The 23257-nt window shown below is 62.7% G+C and carries 23 protein-coding genes; 14 read left to right on the forward strand and 9 right to left on the reverse strand.

The window, feature by feature from the left end:
• A partial coding sequence (locus RMN73_RS03345) for a ribonucleoside-diphosphate reductase subunit alpha (RefSeq protein ID WP_309601902.1) occupies positions 1 to 1452 on the reverse strand: 1452 nt, incomplete at its 3' end.
• A gap of 523 nt (positions 1453 to 1975) precedes the next feature.
• On the opposite strand from RMN73_RS03345, the gene RMN73_RS03350 reads away from it, so the two are divergent.
• Both RMN73_RS03350 and RMN73_RS03355 read left to right on the forward strand, forming a co-directional pair.
• On the forward strand, positions 1976 to 2149 hold the full coding sequence (locus RMN73_RS03350; RefSeq protein ID WP_309601903.1) for a DUF465 domain-containing protein: 174 nt from the start codon (positions 1976 to 1978) through the stop codon (positions 2147 to 2149).
• A gap of 79 nt (positions 2150 to 2228) precedes the next feature.
• Positions 2229 to 3221: a TerC family protein gene (locus RMN73_RS03355; protein WP_309601904.1), complete on the forward strand. Its 993-nt coding sequence runs from the start codon at positions 2229 to 2231 to the stop codon at positions 3219 to 3221.
• A 27-nt stretch (positions 3222 to 3248) separates the two neighbouring features.
• Here RMN73_RS03355 and RMN73_RS03360 read toward each other — a convergent pair whose 3' ends face one another.
• From RMN73_RS03360 to RMN73_RS03375, 4 genes are read right to left on the reverse strand one after another with little or no spacing between them, the layout of a single operon-like run.
• On the reverse strand, positions 3249 to 3755 hold the full coding sequence (locus RMN73_RS03360) for a DUF3617 family protein (RefSeq protein WP_309601905.1): 507 nt from the start codon (positions 3753 to 3755) through the stop codon (positions 3249 to 3251).
• A 26-nt stretch (positions 3756 to 3781) separates the two neighbouring features.
• Positions 3782 to 4345 (reverse strand): DUF3617 domain-containing protein, encoded by a 564-nt coding sequence (locus RMN73_RS03365; RefSeq protein WP_309601906.1) that lies wholly within the window; start codon positions 4343 to 4345, stop codon positions 3782 to 3784.
• A gap of 59 nt (positions 4346 to 4404) precedes the next feature.
• Positions 4405 to 6102, reverse strand: a complete 1698-nt coding sequence (locus RMN73_RS03370; protein ID WP_309601907.1) for a D-aminoacylase — start codon at positions 6100 to 6102, stop codon at positions 4405 to 4407.
• A complete protein-coding gene (locus tag RMN73_RS03375; RefSeq protein ID WP_309601908.1) occupies positions 6099 to 6713 on the reverse strand; it encodes a DUF3617 domain-containing protein in 615 nt (204 codons plus the stop codon). The genes RMN73_RS03370 and RMN73_RS03375 overlap by 4 nt, the downstream gene beginning before the upstream one ends.
• A gap of 141 nt (positions 6714 to 6854) precedes the next feature.
• On the opposite strand from RMN73_RS03375, the gene RMN73_RS03380 reads away from it, so the two are divergent.
• The 5 genes from RMN73_RS03380 to RMN73_RS03400 all read left to right on the forward strand — a co-directional run bounded on the left by RMN73_RS03380 (position 6855) and on the right by RMN73_RS03400 (position 14369).
• Positions 6855 to 7718 carry a LytTR family DNA-binding domain-containing protein gene (locus tag RMN73_RS03380; protein WP_309601909.1) on the forward strand — a complete coding sequence of 288 codons (864 nt, stop codon included), beginning with the start codon at positions 6855 to 6857 and terminating at the stop codon, positions 7716 to 7718.
• A 104-nt stretch (positions 7719 to 7822) separates the two neighbouring features.
• Positions 7823 to 9100, forward strand: a complete 1278-nt coding sequence (locus tag RMN73_RS03385; RefSeq protein WP_309601910.1) for an amidohydrolase family protein — start codon at positions 7823 to 7825, stop codon at positions 9098 to 9100.
• A 78-nt stretch (positions 9101 to 9178) separates the two neighbouring features.
• Positions 9179 to 11374, forward strand: coding sequence for an excinuclease ABC subunit UvrB (gene uvrB, locus RMN73_RS03390; protein WP_309601923.1), 2196 nt, complete (start codon positions 9179 to 9181; stop codon positions 11372 to 11374).
• Between the two features lie 88 nt (positions 11375 to 11462).
• Positions 11463 to 12731, forward strand: a complete 1269-nt coding sequence (locus RMN73_RS03395) for a L,D-transpeptidase family protein (RefSeq protein ID WP_309601911.1) — start codon at positions 11463 to 11465, stop codon at positions 12729 to 12731.
• 102 nt (positions 12732 to 12833) lie between these two features.
• Entirely contained in the window at positions 12834 to 14369 is a 1536-nt protein-coding gene (locus RMN73_RS03400) for a S10 family serine carboxypeptidase-like protein (protein ID WP_309601912.1), read from the forward strand.
• Here the strand turns inward: RMN73_RS03400 and RMN73_RS03405 are convergent.
• Both RMN73_RS03405 and RMN73_RS03410 read right to left on the reverse strand, forming a co-directional pair.
• Positions 14366 to 14818: a hypothetical protein gene (locus RMN73_RS03405; protein ID WP_309601913.1), complete on the reverse strand. Its 453-nt coding sequence runs from the start codon at positions 14816 to 14818 to the stop codon at positions 14366 to 14368. The genes RMN73_RS03400 and RMN73_RS03405 overlap by 4 nt on opposite strands.
• Positions 14819 to 14918: 100 nt before the next feature.
• Positions 14919 to 16760, reverse strand: a complete 1842-nt coding sequence (locus RMN73_RS03410; RefSeq protein ID WP_309601914.1) for an autotransporter domain-containing protein — start codon at positions 16758 to 16760, stop codon at positions 14919 to 14921.
• A 213-nt stretch (positions 16761 to 16973) separates the two neighbouring features.
• On the opposite strand from RMN73_RS03410, the gene RMN73_RS03415 reads away from it, so the two are divergent.
• Positions 16974 to 17546 carry a glycoside hydrolase family 108 protein gene (locus RMN73_RS03415; RefSeq protein WP_405051512.1) on the forward strand — a complete coding sequence of 191 codons (573 nt, stop codon included), beginning with the start codon at positions 16974 to 16976 and terminating at the stop codon, positions 17544 to 17546.
• Entirely contained in the window at positions 17543 to 17863 is a 321-nt protein-coding gene (locus RMN73_RS03420) for a hypothetical protein (protein WP_309601915.1), read from the forward strand. Before RMN73_RS03415 ends, RMN73_RS03420 begins: the two co-directional genes overlap by 4 nt.
• A 13-nt stretch (positions 17864 to 17876) precedes the next feature.
• Here the strand turns inward: RMN73_RS03420 and RMN73_RS03425 are convergent, their stop codons facing one another.
• Positions 17877 to 18098, reverse strand: coding sequence for a hypothetical protein (locus RMN73_RS03425; RefSeq protein WP_309601916.1), 222 nt, complete (start codon positions 18096 to 18098; stop codon positions 17877 to 17879).
• Here RMN73_RS03425 and RMN73_RS03430 point away from each other — a divergent pair.
• Genes RMN73_RS03430 through hslU form a run of 5 tightly spaced genes read left to right on the forward strand, consistent with a single transcriptional unit; the run spans position 18097 to position 21898 of the window.
• Positions 18097 to 18447: a hypothetical protein gene (locus tag RMN73_RS03430; RefSeq protein ID WP_309601917.1), complete on the forward strand. Its 351-nt coding sequence runs from the start codon at positions 18097 to 18099 to the stop codon at positions 18445 to 18447. The two genes, RMN73_RS03425 and RMN73_RS03430, sit on opposite strands and share 2 nt — an antisense overlap.
• A gap of 38 nt (positions 18448 to 18485) precedes the next feature.
• A complete protein-coding gene (locus RMN73_RS03435) occupies positions 18486 to 19385 on the forward strand; it encodes an alpha/beta hydrolase (RefSeq protein WP_309601918.1) in 900 nt (299 codons plus the stop codon).
• On the forward strand, positions 19382 to 20017 hold the full coding sequence (locus tag RMN73_RS03440) for a TMEM175 family protein (RefSeq protein WP_309601919.1): 636 nt from the start codon (positions 19382 to 19384) through the stop codon (positions 20015 to 20017). Before RMN73_RS03435 ends, RMN73_RS03440 begins: the two co-directional genes overlap by 4 nt.
• A gap of 52 nt (positions 20018 to 20069) precedes the next feature.
• The gene (gene hslV / locus RMN73_RS03445; protein ID WP_309601920.1) at positions 20070 to 20606 is read left to right on the forward strand and encodes an ATP-dependent protease subunit HslV; all 537 of its coding nucleotides are present in this window, start codon (positions 20070 to 20072) and stop codon (positions 20604 to 20606) included.
• Complete coding sequence (gene hslU / locus RMN73_RS03450) at positions 20603 to 21898, forward strand: ATP-dependent protease ATPase subunit HslU (protein ID WP_309601921.1); 1296 nt, start codon at positions 20603 to 20605, stop codon at positions 21896 to 21898. The genes hslV and hslU overlap by 4 nt, the downstream gene beginning before the upstream one ends.
• Here the strand turns inward: hslU and RMN73_RS03455 are convergent.
• On the reverse strand, positions 21886 to 23257 hold a 1372-nt coding region (locus RMN73_RS03455; protein WP_309601922.1), incomplete at its 5' end, for an MFS transporter. The two genes, hslU and RMN73_RS03455, sit on opposite strands and share 13 nt — an antisense overlap.

The raw sequence follows: 23257 nt of genomic DNA on the forward strand, positions 1-23257 counted from the left end.
CTTGTGGGTGTAGATATTGGCCGGGATCGGCTCGATGCAGGCCGAGGTGCCGCCGGCGATGATGCTGATCGACGCGGTCGGCGCGATCGCCATCTTGCAGCTGAAGCGCTCCATCACGCCCATGTCGGCGGCGTCGGGGCACGGCCCGCGTTCCTGCGCAAGCATCATCGAGGCTTCGTCGACCTGGGCGCGGACATGCTTGAAGATCTTCAAATTGTACGACTTGGCCATCGCACCTTCGAACGGCAGGCCGCGCGCCTGGAGGAAACTGTGGAAGCCCATCACGCCAAGCCCGACCGAGCGTTCGCGTTCGGCGCTATATTTGGCGCGCGCCATTTCGTCGGGGGCGCGGGCGATATAGTCGGACAGGACATTGTCGAGGAAGCGCATCACGTCTTCGATAAAGCGCTTGTCGCCGTTCCACTCGTCCCACGTTTCGAGGCTCAGTGACGACAGGCAGCAGACCGCGGTGCGATCGGCGCCGAGATGATCCTTGCCAGTCGGAAGCGTGATTTCGCTGCACAGGTTGGAGGTGGTGACCTTGAGCCCCAGATCGCGGTGATGCTTGGGCATCGAGCGGTTCACCTGGTCGATGAAGATGATGTATGGCTCGCCGGTCGCGAGACGGGTTTCGACCAGCTTCTGGAACAGGCTGCGCGCATCGACCGACCCGCGCACGGTGCCGTCCTTGGGCGATTTCAGGTCGAATTCGGCCCCGGCGCGCACGGCTTCCATAAACTCGTCGGTGATCAACACGCCGTGGTGCAGGTTCAACGCCTTGCGGTTGAAGTCGCCCGACGGTTTGCGGATCTCGAGGAATTCCTCGATCTCGGGATGCGACACGTCGAGATAGACCGCCGCCGAGCCGCGCCGCAGCGAGCCTTGCGAAATGGCGAGGGTGAGGCTGTCCATCACGCGGACGAACGGAATGATCCCGCTAGTCTTGCCGTTGAGTCCAACCGGCTCGCCAATCCCGCGCACCGCGCCCCAATAGGTGCCGATGCCGCCGCCCTTCGACGCCAGCCAGACATTCTCGTTCCAGGTATCGACGATGCCGTTGAGGCTGTCCGACACCGAGTTGAGATAGCAGCTGATCGGCAGCCCGCGGCCGGTGCCGCCGTTCGACAGCACGGGGGTGGCGGGCATGAACCACAATTTGGAGATGTAATCGTAGATCCGCTGAGCATGCGCCTGATCATCGGCATAAGCCGAGGCGACCCGCGCAAACAAATCCTGGTTGGTTTCGCCGGGGAGCAGATAGCGATCGCGCAACGTATCCTTGCCGAATTCGGTGAGCAGCGCATCGCGCGTCTCGTCGGTGACAATATTGTAGGCCGCGACGTCGATCGTCTTGCTGGTCCGCTCGGGCGTGGCCTTATCAGCGCCCAAAGCTGGGCCTGCGGGGGTGGCAACGTCATCACTCGTCACATTGCTGTCGCTCAGAAAATCCATATCCTCACCCCGTATGCTGAGCGGCTCTGTGACCGCTTGTTCGCTAAATGTTCGACTCGGTGTCATAGGCCCGAACCTACCCTGTTTTGCGCCCCGGCGGGGGGTTTTTATCGCGTCGTCCCCGATATCCACAGGGCGCGCGCAGGTGCCAACCGAAGATAGGCATCTTCAGCCTCAACCACAATAGATTGAGAGCGGCCCCCACCGGAACACCGCATATAGTGTCTAACTTGGAATCGAACGCAAGTAGTTTCGTTAACTTGGGATGAAAATATTCACGCGTCCGAGCGATCTGTGGCGATTACGCAACGCGCGAGGGTAACGACGCGGAAATTCGTTTCGCTTGCAATCGGGCGACACGTGCGCGATTAGGATGGGGCGGACCGGGCCCCTCTGGCGACGGCTTTTAGAGCCCTCGTGATGTCGGACCGCATCGGAGCTTCCGATGCGATTCGAGCGGCCATTCGCCCTCAGACAAGCAGTGGAACTCCGATCGAAAGCAACGCTTTTGTGGAGGAAAACCATGTCCGACCGACTTTATCGATTGATGCTCGCGCACCAGCGGATCGACGATCAACTGCGCCGTGAACAACGACGACGCTGCGCCTCGCCGTTCGTCCTGATGCGGCTCAAGAAGATGAAATTGCGCGCCAAGGATCTGATGCAGCGCCTGTCGCGAACGCCGCAGCATAGCTGACAATCCGGTGCGGGCCGGCGCACCCGCGCCGCCCCGCACCGACGCTGCTGCTTACCCCGCTATCCGGAGATTATTGAGCATGGAATTTCTGTCCGCCGACTGGCTCGGCACCCCCGCATGGTTTTGGCTGGCTTTTCTCGGCCTGGTGGCAGCGCTCACCGCTTTCGATCTCGGTGTCCTCCACAAGGAGGACCGCGAGATGGGAATCGGCGAGAGCCTCAAGCTGAGCGCGTTCTACATCACCATCGCGCTCGCCTTCGGGGCGTGGATCTGGGTCGCGCGCGGCGCCGATCTGGGCATGAAATATTACACCGGCTTCTTCATCGAGAAGGCGCTGTCGATCGATAATGTGTTCGTGATCAGCCTGATCTTCACCTTCTTCGCGATCCCGCCAAAATATCAGTATCGCGCTTTGGTGTGGGGGATCATCGCGGTGATCGTGCTTCGGGGGATGATGATCGCAGCCGGCGCGGCATTGGTCGCCGAGGCCTATTGGGTATTGTACATCTTCGCCGCGTTCCTGATCGTGACGGGAATCAAGATGTTCTTTGCGGGGGACAGGCCGATGGACGTCGGCAACAATCCCGTGGTGCGCTGGATCTCGGGGCACATGCGGGTCACCAAGGAGCTTCACGCACAGCATTTTTTCGTTCGCGTGCCCGATGAGAAAAGCGGCAAGATGGTGCGCGCCGCAACGCCCTTGTTTCTCGCCCTGGTGGTGATCAACCTGGCAGACCTGGTGTTCGCGGTCGACAGTGTGCCGGCGATCTTCGCCATCACCACCGACACGTTCATCGTCTACACCTCCAACATCATGGCGATCCTCGGTTTGCGCGCGCTGTATTTTGCGCTGTCGGCGATGGTTCACCGCTTCCATTATCTGAAATATGCGCTGGCCGCCGTGCTGGTGTTCATCGGCGCCAAGATTTTCGTCGCTGACTTCCTGCTGGGCGGCGACAAATTTCCGCCCATGCTCAGTCTAGGGGTGACCGCTGCACTGATCGCCAGCGGCATCCTCTATTCGCTATGGAAGACGCGGGGCGCGCCTGAGCCCGACTGGCCGCGGTCATGACCCGGCAACGCTCCGACTGTATCGAAATCAGCCAGCCTTGGCCGGCGCCGCGCAATCGCCGAGGCGCTTGCCCTTGATCCGCTGGGTCAGGACATAATCGCCCTGGCCGCTGAAATAGGTTCCGGTGGCGACCGCGACCTCGAAGCTTTGCTCGTCATATTTGCCGTCGAAGGTCAGCGTCACCAACCCCTGGCCGGGCCGCTGGCAATTATAGGACATGTTGATCCGGCCATTCTTGGCATAATCGCTGGTCGCGGTGCACGTGTCGCCCGTGTCGGAGAATAAGGCGACCGCCGGCTTGTCCCCGGCCGGCGAGCAGATCGTACGGACCTCGGTCTGGCCGACTTTATGCTTGGTCGCGGGGGTGAACTGGTCGGCGGCTTTCAGAGTCTCGGCCAGCGCGCTGACTTCATAATTGCCAGCGGGGAAAATCGCCGGCGGGCCTTTGTCCGCGGCCACCGGGGCGGGCGCTTCGCTGCCGCAGGCGGCGAGCGGAAGCAGTAGTGCGAACATCATATGATTGCGGTTGCGCATCGGAAAATTTCCCCCTGTTGGATTGTTCAGCTGGCCGGTTTTGCGTCGCAATCGCCGAGGCGTCGCGATTCGATCTTCATGGTGCTGTTGGCACCGCCGATGACCGAGCCGCCGGGTGCCGCACTGCTCTTGTTGGCGATGGTCATCGCATATTGGTCTTTGCCGTACGTGCCCTTGACGATCATGTCCTGATTGCCCGCCGCGCCCGAGCAGACCAAGTGGCCATCGAGTTTGCCGCCGCCCATCTTGTAATATTCGTAGCGGCAGCCGGTCGGCACCTGCGCCAGCATCCGCTCGGGATTATCGACCTGTTCGGGGGTCAGGCACGCCTCGACCGTGCGCGGCTTGCCGATTTCGGACTTGATCCGGGCGGCGATCTCGGGCGGCATTTGCGCGGTGTCGATCGCCTCGATCGACACGGTCGACGACCATTTGCCGGGGCGGACGAGCTCGAGATTGGCGCCGCTATCCTTCATCGCCTTGGCAACCTCGGCCGGGGTGACATTCTTGAGATCGACCGACGGCCCCTTGTCGCAGGCGGCGAGCCCCAGCGCAGCAGTGGCAAGCAAGGCGAAGGGTACGAAACGCATCATGATCTCCCGATTGGAAGCGCGCACCATAAGAGCATCGGCCTGTCGCGCAATCGGGCTTAGCGCGGCGGGCAGCGGCCGGTTCCGGGGCCCCGCACGGCGCGACCGGGACGGGCGGTCGTCATTGCGCCATTGAGCAGGACGGGCTGGCCGTTGACCAGCACATGGCGCATCCCGACCGCAAATTGCTGCGGTTTGTCGAACGTGGCCTGGTCGGCAATGGTCGCCGGATCGAAGATGGCGAGATCGGCCATCATCCCCGGCTGGACGAGGCCGCGATCCTTGATGCCGAGGTTCGCCGCCGGATAGCTGGTCAGGCGGCGGACCGCGTCGGGCAAGGTCAGCCGCTGCTCGTCGCGGACATATTGGCCGAGTAGCCGCGCGAAATTGCCATAAGCGCGCGGATGGACCGATGATTTGAGGAATTTGCCGACCGGGGCCTGCGCCTCGGCATCGCTGCCAAAGCTCATCCACGGCAGCGCCACCTGCCGCGCGACATTGGCTTCATCCATCAGGAAATAAGCGGTCGACACGCGGCTGCCATCTTCGATCACCATGTCGATCGCGGTATCTTCCGGGCTGGTGCCGCGCATTCTGGCGACCTCGGCCAGCGTCTTGCCGGTGAGCGATTTCAGTTTCTCATTCTTGAAGCCGATCAGGATCAATTTTTCGGCGCTTCCTGCCTGCCAGTAAAGGCTTTCCCACCCCACCGGTCGCGCCCGCATTTCGGCCAGCACGCGCTTGCGGATCGCGGGATCCTGGAGCCGTTTCTTCCATTCCTCATAGCCGCCGGCTTGGACCCAGGGCGGCATCGCCGCGTCGAGCCCGGTCGCGCCGGCGACATAATTATACATGTCGGCGGTGATCCGCACGCCCGACGCGCGCGCCGCCTCGACCCGAGCAATAACCGCGTCGAGCTTGCTCCAATTGCCCTTGCCGGCCTGTTTTAGGTGATAGATTTCGGCCGGACCGCCCGATTTGCGCGCAATCTCGATCAATTCGTCGACTGCCTCGAGGAGGTTGTCGCTCTCGTTGCGCATGTGGCTGATATACATGCCGCCGCATTGCGCCGAGGCGGCAGCGAGCGCGATCAGCTCGGGGGTTTCGGCGTAGAAAGCGGGGGCGTAGATCAGTGAGCTGCCGACTCCCATCGCGCCTTCGTTCATCGCTAGGCGGACAGCGTTTTGCATCGCTGCGAGCTGGGCCGGGGTCGGATCGACATCGCCCTCGCCCAGCGTGTGGACGCGGACCGTGGTCGCGCCGACGAAGCTGGCGACATTTGGCGCGATCCCGCGCTGTTCCAGTTTGGTCAGATATTGGCCGAGGGTGCGCCAGTCGATTGGATATTTGATGTCGGCCTGTCGCTCGGTTTCGAGGCGGACCATCGTCTCGTTGTACGGCCCCATCGAATTGCCTTCGCCCATCACTTCGAGCGTCACCCCTTGGCGAATGTCGCTTTCCCCCGCGCCATCTTCGATCAGGCTTTCGGTTGCCCAGCTGAGCATGTTGATGAACCCCGGCGCGACCGCGAGCCCGGTGGCGTCGATAGTGCGCGGCGCGACCCCGTCGAGACGCTGCGCGACGGCGACGATGCGGTCGCCGCTTATGCCGACATCGCCGGTGAACGGCTGCCCGCCGCTGCCGTCGACGATCGTGCCGCCGCGGATGATCAGATCATAGCCCGGCGCGGGATTGATGCTGGTGCACGAGGCTAGCAGCACAGCGAGGGGGGCGAGGCGGAGGGTTGGGCCGATCATTGTGCAGCCCTCTTCATCGCGGCGACTGCCTCGGCTCTGGCTTTTGCAGAGGCCGCATATTCGGCCGTGGTGCAATCGCCGATGCGCTTGCCGTCGATGCGCAACTTCATCGTCATCGCTTCCATCCCGGTTGGCTTGGCACCGCCCTTGGTTTCCATCGCCGTGGCCATCGCCATGCGATAGGATTCGGGGGCGTAGGTGCCGGTCATCGTAGTCACTTGGGTGTGCCCGCCCGAGGCACAGCGCATCCGCGCCTCGATCTTGCCGCCGCCCATCGTGAAATTGTCATAACGGCAGCTCTTGTTGCCCGAGAAAAAGTCCGGCCCGGGCTTCTTCACATCGGCCTCGGTGATGCACGATTCGGCGCCCGGCATCATCTGCCCCTGGCGTTTCATCGAATCAGCCATGCCCGCCGGCATGCCGGGGATGACGATCTCGTCGACCGATCCACTGACCTTCCACTTGCCGGGGCGGATGAAGGCTTCACCCCGCTGCGTCTCGGCAACCTTGGTCGCGACCTCGGCGACCGACGCGTTGGCCAGCTTGACGTCGGCCTTGGAATCGCACGCGGCAAGCAAGACCAATGGAAGCAGGATGATGGCTCTAGTCATGGCGTCCCCCCGGTTCGCTTAGAGCGATTGCACCGCCCCGATTGGCGCACCATATGCCTGTTGCATGGCAATTCAAATCCGAACGTCGCTTGCGGGGCTCCTTACTAGTGACGCCGTCGTTCCGCATTATTCGATAGAACGATGACGCACGACGTTACCCACGGCGACTTGCCCCACGACGGCACGGCCATGGCGCGCTGGTGGAATCGCGCCAATGCCCCGACGACGCCGACAATCGCGTGGCTTGGACTAATAGTCCTCGTCTTCGGCGGGTACATGTTTGCGTTCATTCTGACCGGGGGACTCGGATTGCGACCCGCGCTTACCGGCGCTCTGCGCAATACCATTTCTCTTGTGCTCGTCGCTGCTCCCGCGTGGGCGCTAATCAAATGGGTCAGCGCGCGGTTGCGCGGGCCCGTGGCGCTGTTAACCCACGCCGTGTTTGCGGCAACTTTCGCGCTGGTCTGGTACTGGGTGTTGACTTTGGCGACAGGATTGTCGGTGGCACGCTCGCTTTTGGACTTCGACGTCCGACCGTTTTTCCCGATGCCGGCAGCAACGTGGCAATTGCTCCAGGGAATGACGGTTTATGCGGCTTTATGGGCGTTGGCGATGGGTCGGCTGTCATCTAGCCAGGCGTCGACGTTGGCCGCATTAGCCGATGAATCTCGGCCGCGACCCGATCCGCGCTTCTTCATCAAACGCGATGGCGATGCCTTTCCGATCGACCTGGATCAGGTGGTGGCCATCAGCGGTGCCGATGATTATTCCGAAGTCACCACGCTCACGGGCACGCACCTGGTTCGACTCACGCTGGCCAAGTTCGAAGCTGAGCTTGATCCAGTCCGCTTCTGCCGCATCCACCGTTCGGTCATCGTCAATGTGCTGCGGATAGAACGATTCGAACCGGACGGGACTGGCCGTTTGGTCGTGCAAATGGCAACCGGCCAACGATGGCGCACGAGCCGCGCTGGGGCAACCAAGCTGCGTGAACGTCTGATTTAGCGCGGCGGTCGATTGGCCGAGCAATCACGTCGATTGACCGAATTTAGCTCTCACTTTGCGTCAATCGTCGATGGCTTCCCCAACATTTATTCGGGAGGCCATCAGTGAAGAACATCTTGGGGAAATTATTCGCGGTGGCGACACTGGGCACCGCAAGTCCGTGCGGCGCTCAAATCACGACTTACACCAACGCCAAAGTGTGGAACGGCGATCGTTTCGTGGCGAAAACCTTCGCGGTTGAGGGCGGCCAGTTCGTCGCAGCCCCCCGTGGCGCCGGACACGTCGTCGATCTGACCGGATCGTTCGTTATCCCCGGCATGGCCAATGCCCATGAGCACCGGACCAATTCCAATTGGGACGAGAATTGGGCCTATCTCGAAGAAGGCGTTCTCTATGTCTGGAACCCCAATTCGATCATCCTGGATGACAAGGCCCGGGGGTTCTTCGACCAACCCAAGACGATCGACGTGCGCTATTCGATGGGCGGAATTACCGAGCCAGGCGGTCATCCGCAGACCCTCTACACCGGCATTCTGACTCAATATGTCTACAAGGGCATGACTCTTCAGGATTTCATCGGCAACGCCTTTCACTATGGTCGCACCTATGCCGAGATTGAACACGCACTTGACCTGCTGAAGGCTCAGCATGCCGACTTCGTTAAGGCATATTTGCTTTTCAGCGAGGATTATGCGGCGCGGCGCAATGACCCCAAGTTTGAAGGCTTGCGCGGACTGAACCCGGCCAACATGCCTTATCTGGTTGCCGCGGCCCGACGGCGCGGCCTGCCCACCTACGTCCATGTTGAGACCCGGGCGGACTTGATGGTGGCGGTTCGGGCTGGCGCAACATTCGCCGGCCACTTGCCTGCTTATCGCGACGTCGATACCGCCAGCGAACTCGCGTTGATGGCGCTGACCGATGCTGACGCCCGCGAAATCGCTAGACGCAAGATGTTGGTGATCCCGACATATGGACTCGCCCAAGAAAGCTTTACTGCCGCTGCAAGCAAGCCCAATTTCGATCCCGCCCAGCGCGACCGGGTCTACGCCTTGCAAGGACAGAATATTCGCCGCTTGGTGCGGGCGGGAGTGGTTTTCCTGACGGGGACCGACCGCAATCCAAGCGTGGTCGATGAAATCAAACATTGGGTCAGCGTTGGCGGCATGACCCGCGCGCAAGCATTGAAGTTTGCCTTGGCGAGCGGTCGTCGGATGGAACCGCGACGGCGGATCGGCTGCTTCGACTCTGGCTGCGAAGCGGATTTCCTCGTTCTCGCCAAGGATCCCACGCTGGATCTTGAAAGCCTCCGTAGCATAACGAAAATCGTCAAGGGTGGACTTGAAGTTACGCGACCCAGCCCTGCGGAAGGCCAAAAATAGGCTGGCTGCCGCTTGCCAACCGCTGGCTGTGCCTTCGCCGGTTGTCCTGATTATCCGCAACGCCCATATCGCGTGACCATGGCCATCCAAATCCGCACGTCGCTCGAGGAACCCGATACCGGGCAGAACTTCGTCCCGCATCGCCCCGCGCGTCCGGACAAGAGCGAGGGTGGGCGCAAGTTCGTGCTCCGGTCGGACTATCAGCCGGCGGGTGACCAGCCGGCGGCGATCAAGGAATTGGTCGAGGGGATTGCCGAGGGTGGGGAGGTCAACCAGGTGCTGCTCGGCGTTACCGGCAGCGGCAAGACGTTCACCATGGCGAAGATCATCGAGGCCACGCAGAGGCCGGCCTTGATCCTGGCGCCGAACAAGATTTTGGCGGCGCAATTGTACGGCGAATTCCGCAATTATTTCCCCGACAATGCGGTCGAGTTTTTCGTCAGCTACTATGATTATTATCAGCCCGAAGCCTATGTCCCGCGCTCGGACACCTACATCGAGAAGGAAAGCTCGGTGAATGAGGGGATCGACCGAATGCGGCATTCGGCCACGCGGTCACTGCTCGAACGCGATGACGTGATCATCGTCGCCTCGGTATCGTGCCTGTACGGGATCGGATCGGTCGAGACTTACTCAGCGATGATCTTCGATTTGAAAAAGGGCCAGAGCGCCGACCAGCGCGAGATCATTCGTAAGCTCGTCGCGCTGCAGTACAAGCGCAACGACGCCGGGTTCGCGCGCGGCAATTTCCGCGTCAAGGGCGACAATCTGGAGATTTTCCCGTCGCATTATGAGGATAGCGCGTGGCGCATTTCGTTTTTCGGTGACGAGGTAGAGGAAATTGTCGAATTCGACCCGCTGACCGGGCGCAAGGCAGCGACGCTCGACACTGTCCGGGTGTTCGCCAATTCGCATTATGTCACGCCGGGGCCGACGCTCAAGCAGGCGAGCGAGGCGATCAAGCATGAGCTGTCCGAGCGATTGAAGGAGTTGGTGGCGGAAGGGCGATTGCTGGAGGCGCAGCGGCTCGAGCAGCGCACCAATTTCGACCTCGAGATGATCGCGGCGACGGGCAGCTGTGCGGGCATCGAGAATTATTCGCGCTTCCTGACCGGCCGATTGCCGGGCGAACCGCCGCCGACCCTGTTCGAATATCTGCCCGACAATGCTTTGCTGTTCGTCGACGAAAGCCATCAGACGGTGCCGCAGATCGGGGCGATGGCCAAGGGCGATCACCGGCGCAAGATCACGCTCGCCGAATATGGCTTTCGCCTGCCGAGCTGCATCGACAACCGGCCGCTGCGGTTCAACGAATGGGACGCGATGCGACCGCAGACGACGTTCGTCTCGGCCACCCCCGGACCGTGGGAAATGGAGGCGACTGGCGGGGTGTTCGCCGAACAGGTCATCCGCCCCACCGGCCTGATCGACCCGCCGGTCGAGATCAAGCCGGTCGAGGATCAGGTCGATGATCTGGTCAACGAGGCGAAGAAGGTCGCGGCGCAGGGCTATCGCACGTTGGTGACGACGTTGACCAAGCGGATGGCGGAGGATCTGACCGAATATCTCCATGAGGCGGGCCTCCGCGTGCGCTACATGCATTCGGACGTCGAGACGCTGGAGCGGATCGAGCTGATCCGCGATCTACGCCTCGGCGTGTACGATGTGCTGGTCGGGATCAATTTGCTGCGCGAAGGGCTCGATATTCCCGAATGCGGGCTCGTCGCGATCCTCGATGCCGACAAGGAGGGTTTCCTGCGTTCGGAGACGTCGCTGATCCAGACCATCGGCCGCGCCGCGCGCAACATCGACGGGCGGGTGATCCTCTATGCCGACCGCATCACCGGGAGCATGGAGCGCGCGATGGGCGAAACCGACCGGCGGCGCGAGAAGCAATTGGCGTATAACGTCGCGCACGGCATCACGCCCGAGAGCATCAAGAGCCAGATCCACGACATCATGAGCGACGTGACGCTGCGCGACGGTGTGTTGGTCGAGACCGGCGACGACGAGCGGCCGCATTTGGTCGGGCATAATCTGCGCGCGTACATCGGCGACCTCGAGGCGCGGATGCGGAAAGCGGCGGGCGATCTGGAGTTCGAGGAAGCGGGCCGTCTGCGCGACGAGATCAGGCGGCTGGAAGAGGACGACCTCGGCATCCCAGTCCAGGAACGCCGCGCGTCACGGCCGACGGGGAATGCGACACAGGGCAAGCCGGGAACGCGGCGGACCGGCTTCGGGAAGACGCAGCGCAAGTGGGGCGGGAAAAGGTAAGCGTTCAGCGCGGGGCAACTCTCCGAGTGGCAGATCGTTGGGTCGATAGGTTGACCTTGGAGAGTGCTGCTTCGGCCGCGCTGAGTTTATGAAAAAATTGCATTTCGCGCTTGGCGCGCTGGCGCTTTTTGCCGCTTCCCCGATCGCCGCGCAGCGCGGGGATGAGCCGGTCGCGGTGGCGGGCAATGTCCGGCAGGGGATCGATTTCGTCTATGTCGACCCGCAAATGTCGAGCGTTGCGCGCAAGAAGCAGCGACCGCAGAATTGGCTGGCGCGGATGTTCAGCGGCGACGGCGGCGAGCGGCAGGGTGCGCCCAATCCAATGTTCGCTGACCTGGCGCGCGGATTGCGGCAATATCAGTCGAGCTGGGGTTCGCTGCCGCAGATGAAGGTCCTGCCCGGCACGGCGATGAAACGCGGTGCCACTGGCAAGCGCGTCGCACAGCTCCGCACCCGGCTCGGCCTGGCCCCTGGTGGCGGCTATGATGACCAGCTCACCCAGCGCGTGGCCGACTATCAGCGCGTCCACGGCCTTGGTTCCGCCGACGGCATCGCCGGCAAGGGGACGATCGCCTCGCTCAACCTGGGCGCGATCCACTATCAACGGCGCATCGCGGTCAACATGGAGCGTGCCTATCGCCTGCCGACGGTGCGCGCCTTCAACCGTTACGTGGTGGTCGATTCGGGTGCTGCCGAAACCTATTTGTTCGACCGCGACCGCCGGGTCGATACGATGCGCGTGATCGTCGGATCGGCCAAGACCAAGACCCCGATGATGGCGGTGCTGATGCGCAACGCCAAGGCCAATCCCTATTGGCACGTCCCGCCCGAGCTGGTGCGCAGCCTGACGGCGCAGAAGGTCAGGGAAATGGGCGTCGGTTACTTCGACCAGTTCCATTATGAAGTGCTGTCCGACTGGTCTGCTAACCGCCGCCCTATCGATCCCAAGACGATTAACTGGAGCGCCATCGCATCGGGCAGGCAGAAGCCGACAATGATGGTCCGCCAATTGCCCGGACCGTGGAATTCGATGGGCGCGATGAAGTTCGAGATGCCCAACGATTTCGGCATTTACCTGCATGATACGCCGTTGAAGGAGAAATTCGCCGGCGATCGCTGGATCAGCAACGGCTGCGTCCGGCTGGAGGATTATCGCCGGTTCGGGTCGTGGGTGTTCGGTCGCATGCCGGAGCCTAGTGGTGCACCCGAGCAGGTCATTCCCTTGCCGCGTCCCGTGCCGGTGTACATGACCTACCTAACGGTTGCGGCGGACCGCGGCGGGGTGATGTTCCGGCCCGATCCGTACGGCTTCGACGCGCTGGCGATGCCACAGATGTTCGGCGGCGGGCGAGTTTAGCCTGCGCCGTTGGTAGGCTGATCCCGCTTTTGATCGAGTTGAGGCTTGCTAGCCCCGCCCTCACGTGATTGATCGGCGCTCAGGATTTTGCGGGAGGTGAGCATGCGGCGTTTCGGTTCGATCGGGTTGGCGTGGGCACTGGTGGCGTCGGCGGGCGTGGCGCAGGACATAAAGCCTGCGGTGCCCGCCGCTGCCACCAAGGAAAAGCCTGCCGAGCCGGTCGAGAAGATCGTCCCGCAACAGCGCAGCACGAAACTGTCGGGCATGTTCGGCGGGCAGCGCGTCAACTATACCGCGACCATCGGCGAGACGATTATCGCGGGCGATGACGGCACCCAGAAAGCGGCGATCGTCACCACCGCCTACGTCAAGGACGGGCGCGATCCTGCACGGCCGGTGACGTTCCTGTTCAACGGCGGGCCGGGGTCGGGATCGGTGTGGCTGCAGATGGGGGCATTCGGGCCGAAGCGGGTCGCCATCCCGTCCAACGGCACCGACGATGGCGCACCACCTTATCCGATCGTCGACAATCCGGAGTCATTGCTCGACGTCACCGATATCGTGTTCATCGATCCGCCAGGGACCGGGTTCAGCCGGCTGCTCGGCAAGACCGAGGGCAAGGAATTTTACGGGGTGACCGCCGACGCCAAAGCGGTGGCCGAGGTGATCCGCCGCTGGATCAGCGATAATGGCCGCTGGAACAGCCCCAAATATCTCGGCGGCGAAAGCTATGGCACGTCGCGTTCGGCAGCAGTGGTCAATCAACTCGCCAATGCCACCTACAATGATGTCGCGCTAAACGGCGTGATCCTGATTTCGACGATCCTCGATTTCGGCGCCGGGGCGGACCGCGCGGGCAATGAGCTAAGCTTTATCACCACGCTGCCGTCGATGGCTGCCGCCGCGCATTTCCACGGCAAGGTGCCAAATGGTGGTGGCGCGGTGCAGCTCGAGCCGTTTCTCAACGAAGCCCGCGCGTGGGCGATCGGGCCTTATGCGACCGCTTTGCTCAAGGGGCAGCAATTGCAGGGCGAGGACCGTGCTGCGATCCGGCGGCAATTGGCGCGCTTTACCGGGCTTAGCGAAGCCTATCTCGATCAAGCCGAACTGCGCGTCTCGCCAGATCGGTTCTACAAGCAATTGCTGCGCGATCGCGGGCTGTCGATCGGCCGGCTCGATGCGCGCTACACCGGCAAGGATTATGACAGCGCGGGCGAGAATTACGACAATGATCCGAGCTTCTACGGCATCGACGCAGGCTATACGGCCGCGATCAACGCCTGGTCGCGCGGCACGTTGGGGTTCGTCACCAACCGCGAATATCAATCGATCGGAAACCTCGGGCGCGACTGGGACTGGCGGATCGAAGGCGGGCGCGACCAGAATGCTTATCTCAACCTGACCCCCTATCTCGGCACCGCGCTGCGCGAGAATTCAGGGCTCAGAATCTTCGTCGGCCAGGGTTATTACGACTTCGCCACGCCATTCTTCGCCGCCGAATATGCGCTGTCACGCCCCGGAATCCCGCAGGACCGGGTCGAGTTTCATTATTATCAGTCGGGCCACATGATGTACGTCCGCGATCAGGACCGGGCGAAACTGTCGGCCGACATTCGCGCTTTCATCAAGCGGCGTTAGCGCAGCACCCCTTTGCGTTGCATCGCGCGAGCATAGAGGAACAAGGCGAGCGCGACGACGACGATGATGTACGGCATCATCCCGTTCACGCCTTGGCTGATCTCGATAATGCCGACCGGGTTGGCGAGTTGATAGCCGATCCCGACTACCGCCCCAATCAGCGACAGACCCAGGACCGCAGCAGCCCAGCGATGGCGGACCAACAACAGGATCGATCCAACCAGACCGGCCCAGACACCGAGCCCCCAGCCGATCGCGGCCCAGATCGGAAAATTATTTATGTAGGCCATCATGGCAGCGCCATCGATCGTCGGCATCATCGATTCGATGTACGCCGCGCCCTTTGTCCGGGTCATGAAATAATCGAAGCAGCCGAACGCATTCCACAAGGTCGCGAGTCCGCCGACGATCCACAGATGGATCGGAGTCTTTGTGGCTTGAGTTTCCATCATCCCCTCCTTCGCGCCCGACACATTTGGCCGGGCGCGACGGAAATGGAGGTCATCGCGCCCCGCCTGTCAAGACGGGGCCGCAACGATCAGGCGTTGGTTACAGGCCGATTCGCAGGCCGAGGTGGCCCGAAGTTTCGTTGCCTTGTTTCTTGCCCGCGGTCATCGAAATGCCGGCATCCATCGACACGCCGTTGAAGATCCGGGCGCTCGCGCCGACGGTGCCGCGTCCGTAAATCTTGGTCGAGACGTCGTCGAAGTTGAAGCGATTGACGATGGTCGGCGCGCTGGTCTGGGAGAAGGAAATCGAGCGGCCCGAGCTGCCCAATTCCTTTTCCGCCACCAAGGTGAGGTAGGGGCGAAGCTGGATTCCGCCGCCGCCAAAGTCGCCGCGCACTTCGGCGCCAATGTTGCCGCGCAGCGAGTTATACTTGGCCGCACCGACATTAAGGGTCAGCACCGGATCGCCAGTTTCGGTGTAGCCGTCGACCTTCACCCGAGCATAATCGAGCCCGGCGACGGGGCCGATGCGAACCGAGCCCATGGTCGTCAGATAGCCGACCTTGGCGCCCGCGATCCAGTGATTGCCATCGGGCGAGGCGCTCATTCCGTCGACCACGCCGCGGCGGCTGACGTCATGATTGTCCAAGCCATAACCGACATAACCTTGTGCGAAAGCGCCGCCGACACCGAACCCGGCATAAGCGCCGAGCTGGATCGAATCCGACTTTACCTCGGCGTCGCCGGTGTCGAAGTTGATGTTGGGTTTGCTGTAATTGGCGGCGATGCCGATGACCCCGCTCCCGAAGCCATAATCGACCCCGGCGGTGACCCCGACCGAATCGCTCGCGAAAGGCTGATTACCGCGGCTTGAACCGACGCTGCGCGAATAAGCGTCGCCGACAATGTAGGCGTGCAGGCCTTCGGGCATGTCGCCATCGCGCGGTGCGCTAAGGTCAAGCCGGCTGGTCAGCGTGCGGCCGAATTGCTGGCCGGCATTCATCCCCGCATCGCTCGGCCCCTGCAGGGTGAGCGGCGCGGCAAGCTGGGCATCGACGTAGCGGGCGACGATCTTGAAGCCGTCCGAGGTCAGGTGGAGCTGGTCGGCGTAGAACAGGTAGCCGGTGGAATTGACCACGCAGGTCGGGTTCGGAAGCGCCGGGCAGACAAGGCCGCTGGTGATCCCATAGGCCGACGGATTGGCCGCGATATTGTCGAGCACGCGGTTGAGATCGAGATAATGGACGATCACGCCATTCGCGGCATAGCCCGACAGGGTCGATTGCATCGCGCTGTTGAAGGTGGATGAGTAAGAAGTGCGGATTGCCGCGCCCGTGGGATTGCCAGCGATTTCGGGTAGCCGCCCGGTGTCACCAGCCAAAAAGCTGATGGTCGGCGCTCCGGCCGCGACTAGCCGGTTGAGGTTGCCGGTCGCAGCACCTGCGGCGGCCAGCGCGGACGCGGACGCGCCGGCAAGCGTCCCGCCAGTCAGTTGATAGAGGCGGGCATCGTTGCCGCCGATCGACACTGTCACGAGGTCTGTCGAGTTGAATGGCGCAGTGGTGGTCGGAAAGAAGGCCGACTGGGTGCCGACATTGAGATATTGATCGACCTCGAAGGTGAAGCCGGGAAATGGGCCATTGGTGTTTCCGTTGCCGGCCAGCGCGCCGCCGATCGCGAAATTGTCGATCGGAGCGTTGAGGATCTGGCCCAACGTATCGACATAATTGGTGCCGCCCGAGAAGCGGCCGCTGGTATAGACCCCCGAAGTTCCGCTCAGCGGGTTGATCCCCGCCAGCTCCCAGAAATTGCCGTCGTCGGCATAACTGTCACCAAAGGCGACGATATGGTCGATCTGCTGCGCGCCCGCAGGTGCGGCAAAAGCGGTCAGCGCAGTCGCGGCGGCAAGCGCGAGACGCACAGTCTTCTTGGTCGACATCATGGTAGCATCCTCTCCCGGCCCCGTATGTTCGCGGCTCCCTGTGAATGAGTGTGCGCGGCGACGGCGATGCGCACAAGTGACGCCAGAGCAACAGACGCCGTAAAAATGCCTGGCGAGCAGCAGCAAAAGTTTCCCCGAAACACCAGTGCCTCATTTTTCGCTGTCCTACAACAAACCAAAAAGGTTATTTATAGCGACTTGGGAGATTGCGACATGATTGAGCAGGACGACGCGCCGCTGGGCGTCAAACATTTGATCGATGCACTGATCGATCGCGAAGGCGGGTATATCAATCACCCGGCCGATCGTGGTGGGGCGACCTGCTTCGGGATTACCGAGACGGTGGCCCGCGCCCATGGTTATGGCGGGACAATGCGCGACCTGCCGCGTGGCGACGCCGAGGCGATCTATCGGCGGCTGTACTGGCTTCGGCCGAGGTTCGACCAAGTGGCGAAGCGGACGCCGCGACTTGCCGCCGAATTGTTCGATACCGGTGCCAACATGGGGCCGGCAGTGGCCGCAACCTTCGTTCAGCGTGCGCTGACCGCGCTCAACCGCAGCGGGCGCGACTATCCCGATCTGGTACCTGACGGGCGGATTGGCGACACGACGCTGGCGGCGCTCGATCGCTTCCTCAGCGTGCGCGGCGCTTCAGGCGGGGAGACCGTGCTACTGCGCGCGATGGAGGCGTTGCAAGGCGAGCGCTACTTGCGCTTGGCCGAGCGGCGACCGGCCAATGAAGCATTTCTTTATGGCTGGCTTGCCAACCGGATTGGTTCACGATGAGTCGCGCTCCCCAGTGGCCGCCACGCGACTGGCGGGCGTTCGCCGCGCTGCTCGCATCGATTGCCGGCGCAGCGGTGCTGACCGGTTTTTCGGCCTGGCTGGTAACGCTGCTGGTCGGGTTCGCCCGCGCTGACCCAAGGCTCAGGCTCGAGGTGATCCGCGCGCTGGCGACGAGCAATTACGGACTGCTCGCGATCATTGGCGCGATCCTGCTCAGCCTTGGGCTCGCGATCAATCGGCGCAGCGTCAAAGGCAGCGCGTTCGGGGCGAGTTTCGAAGCAGCGGGCGGGGAGGGCGACGATGCCGATCCTCGCTGAAATCGTGCGGCGCTTACTCATCCGGTTCGCGCCGTGGATCGCGCTCGGCGTGCTGGTGTTGGTGATTGTGCTCGCCGGCCCCGCCGCCTGCCGCAAACTTTACAGCGAACAAGCGCGCGCCCGGCTCGGTGAGGAGCAGGCGCGCGCAGCCAATCGCAATGGCGAAGATGCCGTGGCGACAGTCGGCGCTGCCGCCAAGCGCGAACAACAATCCGATCAGATGGGTGACACTCATGAACGAGCAATTCGCAGTGCCCAAGGTGCAGGCACGCCGGTCGATCCTGCTGTGCGCGATGTTGGGCTTGGCAGCCTGTGTCAGCGGGCCGCCTATCGTGATAGCGAGCAGTGTCGGATGCGCCGGCCTGCTGCCCGTTGAGTGGCGCGCCGGGGTGGCCGGGGCGGCGCTGCCCGACGGGCTGACAGTCGGCGACTGGATCGTGTTCGGCGATGCCCAGACCGGCAAATTGGACGAAGCCAATGGTCGAACCCGCGATGCGATCGGCATTGTCGAGCGATGCGAAGCGCGCGATGGCGCGGCGGTCAGACGGGCGCGGCGCGGGTGGCTGCGGCGGCTGGTGGGATAAGGTTGGACCCGTGCGGCGGCGTGAAGCATTGAGCGCCCATGACCGACACCTCGCGCCACCGACTCGCTCGCCGTTCCCTGATGCTGGCCAGTGGGCTCGGACTGCTGACACTCGCGGGATGCACTCCGGCGGGCTTACTCGATGGGATCAGCCGCGTTGCAGGCGATAGCGGCGCTCGGGCGGCGGCGCGCGGGGTATCGTTCGGGGCGGATCCCCGGCTGAAGCTCGACGTCTATGTTCCGGACAAGATGACGGTGGACGCGAAATTGCCGGTGGTAATCTTTTTCTACGGTGGCGGCTGGGTCGATGGAGCGCGCGGCGATTATGGCTTTGCTGCGCGGGCCTTTGCGGCACGCGGCATGATCGCGATCGTGCCCGATTACCGGCTGGTGCCAAACGTCCGCTTCCCGACTTTTATCGAGGATGGCGCGCAGGCGGTAAGATGGGCCCGCGACCATGTCGCGCAATATGGCGGCGACCCGGCGCGGATCGTGGTATCGGGTCATTCGGCGGGTGCGTATATCGGCGCGATGCTGGCCCTCGACCGGCATTATCTGGCCGATATCGGGGTCGATCCCGCAATCATCCGCGCGGCGGCCTTGCTGTCGGGGCCGTATGATTTTTATCCGTTCACCGAAATGCGGGGGCGCGATGCGCTGGGCCAGTGGCCGCGCCCGGCCGAGACCCAGCCAATCAGTTTCGCCCGTGCCGATGCACCACCGATGCTGCTGATGCACGGCACCGCCGATACCATCGTCGAGCCGCGCAACAGCCAGGCGCTGGCGGCGAAACTGGCCGCGCTCGGCGCTCCGGTTGATCTCAAACTCTATCCCGGCAAAAGCCACACCGACACGATCAAGTCGCTGTCTCCAGCGTTTCGCGGATCGACCCCGGCCCTGGCCGACAGTGTCGTCTTCCTGGATCGGTACAATCGATGAGCGAAGCGCCCGCCATCATGACCCCGGCGCGGCTAAGTGCCTTCACCGACGGCTTGCTGGCCATCATCATCACCATCATGGTGCTCGAATTGCCAGTGCCGCATGGATCGGGACCCGCGTCGCTGAGCGCATTATTGCCCTTCATCGGGGCCTACGCACTGAGTTTCGTCAATATCGGCATATTCTGGAACAATCATCACCATCTGATGCATCTGGTACGTCGGGTCGACGGGCGTGTTTTGTGGGCCAATTTGTTACTGATGTTCTGGCTCAGCCTTATTCCGTTTGTCATTCGCTGGATCGGCGAGGCCAAGGTCAGTGCCGAGCCGGTCGCGGCCTACGGGATTGTTCTGACCATGGCGGCGCTGGCCTATCTGCTGCTCGAACGAGAGATTATTCGCGCCGACATTGCCGAGGAAGGAGAGACTCCGCTCGACCGCGCCGTCGGCAACGTCAAGCGCGAGCGCTTAACCCTTGGGCTCTATATTGTTGGTGCGATCATTGCCTTTGTCGAGCCGTGGCTGGCGGTCGGAATTTATGTCGCGGTAGCGTTGCTGTGGTTCGTTCCAGACCGGCGCGTGGAACAGCAGATTGAGCAAGCGCTGGAGGATGAACAAGCCAAGGACCCTTGAAGCTTGCGGTCGGCCTCCCCCACATAGGTTCAATCACAGGCGGGAGCGCAAATTGGAAAACTGGCACGGGACGACGATCCTCGGCGTTAAGGCGGGCGGTCGGACGGTGATTGCCGGCGACGGCCAGGTGTCGATGGGCAATACGGTGATGAAGCCCAACGCAAGGAAAGTGCGGCGGTTGGGGGACGGCAGCGTGATCGGCGGGTTTGCCGGCGCGACCGCCGATGCGTTCACGCTGTTCGAGCGGCTGGAGAAGAAACTGGAGGCGAGCCGCGGCCAATTGCTGCGCGCGGCGGTCGAACTGGCCAAGGATTGGCGGACCGACAAATATCTCCGCAATCTGGAAGCGATGATGATCGTCGCCGATGCCGAGACGATGCTGATCCTGACCGGCAATGGCGATGTGCTCGAGCCCGAAGGCGGGATTGCCGCGATCGGCAGCGGCGGCAATTACGCGCTCGCCGCGGCCAAGGCGCTGGTCGATTACGAACCCGACCCCGAGAAACTTGCCCGCCGGGCGATGGCGATCGCCGCCGAGGTGTGCGTCTTTACGAATGACCGGCTGACGATTGAGGAGGTCGGCGCGTGAACGATGCACTGACGCCCAAGGCGATCGTTGCCGCATTGGATGAGCATATAGTTGGACAGACCGAGGCCAAGAAAGCGGTCGCGGTGGCGATGCGCAATCGTTGGCGGCGGCAGCGGCTGTCGCCCGAACTGCGCGAGGAAGTGACGCCCAAGAACATATTGATGATCGGGCCGACGGGTTGCGGCAAGACCGAGATCAGCCGCCGGCTGGCGAAACTGGCCGATGCGCCGTTCGTCAAGGTCGAGGCAACCAAATTCACCGAGGTCGGCTATGTCGGGCGCGACGTCGAGCAGATCGCCCGCGACCTGGTCGAGGAAGCGGTCCGGTTGGAGAAGGAGCGTCGCACGACCAAGGTGCGCGATGCAGCCGAGGGGGCGGCGATGGACCGCTTGCTCGACGCGCTGACCGGCAAAGGGTCGAGCGAGGCGACCCGCGAAAGCTTCCGCCAGCGCTACCGGGACGGGTCGCTAAACGACGCCGAGGTCGAGATCGAGGTAAGCGAAGCGCCGCAAATGCCGTTCGACATGCCGGGCAATGGCGTCGGAATGATCAACCTGAGCGAGATGATGTCCAAATTCTCCGGCGGAGCGCCGAAGAAGCGCCGCAAGCTGAAAGTGCCTGACGCATTCTCGAAACTGGTCGAGGAGGAAGCCGACAAGCGCGTCGATGCCGACGACGTGACCCGTGTCGCTTTGGCTGATGCGGAGGCCAACGGAATCGTGTTCCTCGACGAAATCGACAAGATTGCGGTTTCGGACGTGCGCGGCGGGTCGGTCAGCCGCGAAGGCGTCCAGCGTGACCTGCTGCCGCTGATCGAGGGAACCACGGTGGCGACCAAATATGGGCCGATCAAGACCGACCATATATTGTTCATCGCCAGTGGCGCGTTTCATGTCGCCAAGCCGTCGGACCTGCTGCCCGAGCTTCAGGGGCGATTGCCGATCCGGGTCGAACTGGCAGCACTGACCGAGCAGGATTTCGTCCGGATTTTGTCATCGACGCGCGCCAGTCTGACCGAACAATATTGCGCCTTGCTTAAGACCGAAGATGTGACAATCGAGTTTGCCGACGATGGCATTGCCGCGCTGGCGCGGATCGCTGCAGAAGTGAATGCCGCGCTCGAGAATATCGGGGCGCGGCGACTGTCGACGGTGATGGAGAAATTGCTCGAGGAGGTCAGCTTCACCGCCGAGGATCGCGGCGGGGAGAGCCTGGTGATCGATGCCGCGTTTGTCGAAGGCCAATTGGCGGGGATCGCCAAGGACATCGACCTGTCGCGTTACGTGCTGTGAGCTGTCCCGAGCGGTGTCAGCAGGCGCCGCAGCAAAGGTGATGCCGCGACCAGTACGGCGCCGCCGGTAATCGGAACCAGTGCGATGACCATCCAGAAAAACGTCGGGCCGCGCGCTTCGTAGATGCCGCTTAATGGTCCGCTCAGAAAACCGGCGACGCTGGTGGTCAGGAGGTTGAGGCCGAGCATCGTCCCCCGCCACCGTTCAGGCGCGTAGGTGGCGAAGAAGGCCGCGCAGGTCGGCGCGAAGAGTACCCAGCCTGCGTTCGAGACGATGTGGAAGGCGACCGGCAGGATAATCGGCAGCTTGGTGTCGCGACCGGCGAGCGACGGGGCGGCGGCCAGGATCAGCATCCCGGCGCCGAACAGGATGCAGCCGATGGCCATCCGCCCTAAGGTTTCGCTGCTCGGCTTGCCTTGGCGCCAATAGAATATGGCGGCGACCGCCATCACCATCGGGGCGAGGCTGTCGAACGATTGCAGCCATGGCACGGGGACTCGAAAACCGGCGACCATCCGGTCGATATGATTGCTGACCCAGATGTTGTAGATGTTCCAAATCTGCACCTGCGCTGTCCAGAAAGTGAGCGGGACGACCAGGAAACACGTGAGCACAACGAGGTTGCGCTTTTCTGCGCCCGATAGCGCAGGCTCCGCGTTGCCGCGCCGGGCGCGGGGCGGATCGGGGGGCAGTGTTTTCAGCCGGGCGACGTACCAGATGAGGCCAATCAACATGCCGACCGCCGCAATCGCGAACGCCGGATGAAAGCCATAACGTTCGTTGACCACGCCGATGATCAGCGGGGAAATGAATCCGCCGCCGGACACGGTCAGATAATAGATTTGGAAGGCTTCAGCCGTGCGCGAATCCTCCGCCTCGTACAACGCGCGGATCTGCGGGCCGATATTGCCGCGCAGCAAGCCGGCCCCGGCAAGGACCAGCATCAGCCCGATGAGGAAGCTGGGGGTAAAGCCCAGCGCAACGTGCCCGGCGGTCATCAGCGCCGCGCCGGCGATGACCCCAGCCCGGCGTGAGATGAAGCGATCGCCGAGCCATCCGCCGAGCAACGGCAGCATCGCCATCACCGTGATGTAAAGCGCGAAAATCTGGGTCGCGCGCCCCTCGATGCTGAGCGGTCCACGCATCGCCGTGATCGCGGCCTCAAGCGTGCCCAGCCCGATCACCCGGTCGGCCTGGCCGGGAAGCAGCAGATATTGTGTCATGTAGAGGATCAGCAGCGCCTGCATGCCGTAGAAGCTGGCGCGATCCCACACTTCGGTCGCGGCGAGGGTCCACAGGCCCGGCGGGTGGGCCCGGGTGGCGGGCAAGTCGGCTTGTCCCACAGTCGCCGTCGCCATG

It is taken from the genome of Sphingomonas sp., assembly GCF_031372575.1.
Lineage (GTDB): Bacteria > Pseudomonadota > Alphaproteobacteria > Sphingomonadales > Sphingomonadaceae > Sphingomicrobium.

Bases quoted from the DNA above. Each gene is read 5' to 3' on its own strand.
- RMN73_RS03405 (WP_309601913.1), bottom strand. From the start codon at position 14,818: ATGGAAACTCAAGCCACAAAGACTCCGATCCATCTGTGGATCGTCGGC.
- RMN73_RS03435 (WP_309601918.1), top strand. From the start codon at position 18,486: ATGACCGACACCTCGCGCCACCGACTCGCTCGCCGTTCCCTGATGCTG.
- RMN73_RS03410 (WP_309601914.1), bottom strand. From the start codon at position 16,760: ATGATGTCGACCAAGAAGACTGTGCGTCTCGCGCTTGCCGCCGCGACT.
- RMN73_RS03360 (WP_309601905.1), bottom strand. From the start codon at position 3,755: ATGCGCAACCGCAATCATATGATGTTCGCACTACTGCTTCCGCTCGCC.
- RMN73_RS03420 (WP_309601915.1), top strand. From the start codon at position 17,543: ATGAGTCGCGCTCCCCAGTGGCCGCCACGCGACTGGCGGGCGTTCGCC.
- RMN73_RS03415 (WP_405051512.1), top strand. From the start codon at position 16,974: ATGATTGAGCAGGACGACGCGCCGCTGGGCGTCAAACATTTGATCGAT.
- RMN73_RS03355 (WP_309601904.1), top strand. From the start codon at position 2,229: ATGGAATTTCTGTCCGCCGACTGGCTCGGCACCCCCGCATGGTTTTGG.
- RMN73_RS03395 (WP_309601911.1), top strand. From the start codon at position 11,463: ATGAAAAAATTGCATTTCGCGCTTGGCGCGCTGGCGCTTTTTGCCGCT.
- RMN73_RS03365 (WP_309601906.1), bottom strand. From the start codon at position 4,345: ATGCGTTTCGTACCCTTCGCCTTGCTTGCCACTGCTGCGCTGGGGCTC.
- RMN73_RS03370 (WP_309601907.1), bottom strand. From the start codon at position 6,102: ATGATCGGCCCAACCCTCCGCCTCGCCCCCCTCGCTGTGCTGCTAGCC.
- RMN73_RS03380 (WP_309601909.1), top strand. From the start codon at position 6,855: ATGACGCACGACGTTACCCACGGCGACTTGCCCCACGACGGCACGGCC.
- uvrB (WP_309601923.1), top strand. From the start codon at position 9,179: ATGGCCATCCAAATCCGCACGTCGCTCGAGGAACCCGATACCGGGCAG.
- RMN73_RS03440 (WP_309601919.1), top strand. From the start codon at position 19,382: ATGAGCGAAGCGCCCGCCATCATGACCCCGGCGCGGCTAAGTGCCTTC.
- RMN73_RS03400 (WP_309601912.1), top strand. From the start codon at position 12,834: ATGCGGCGTTTCGGTTCGATCGGGTTGGCGTGGGCACTGGTGGCGTCG.
- RMN73_RS03350 (WP_309601903.1), top strand. From the start codon at position 1,976: ATGTCCGACCGACTTTATCGATTGATGCTCGCGCACCAGCGGATCGAC.
- RMN73_RS03430 (WP_309601917.1), top strand. From the start codon at position 18,097: ATGAACGAGCAATTCGCAGTGCCCAAGGTGCAGGCACGCCGGTCGATC.
- RMN73_RS03375 (WP_309601908.1), bottom strand. From the start codon at position 6,713: ATGACTAGAGCCATCATCCTGCTTCCATTGGTCTTGCTTGCCGCGTGC.
- RMN73_RS03425 (WP_309601916.1), bottom strand. From the start codon at position 18,098: ATGAGTGTCACCCATCTGATCGGATTGTTGTTCGCGCTTGGCGGCAGC.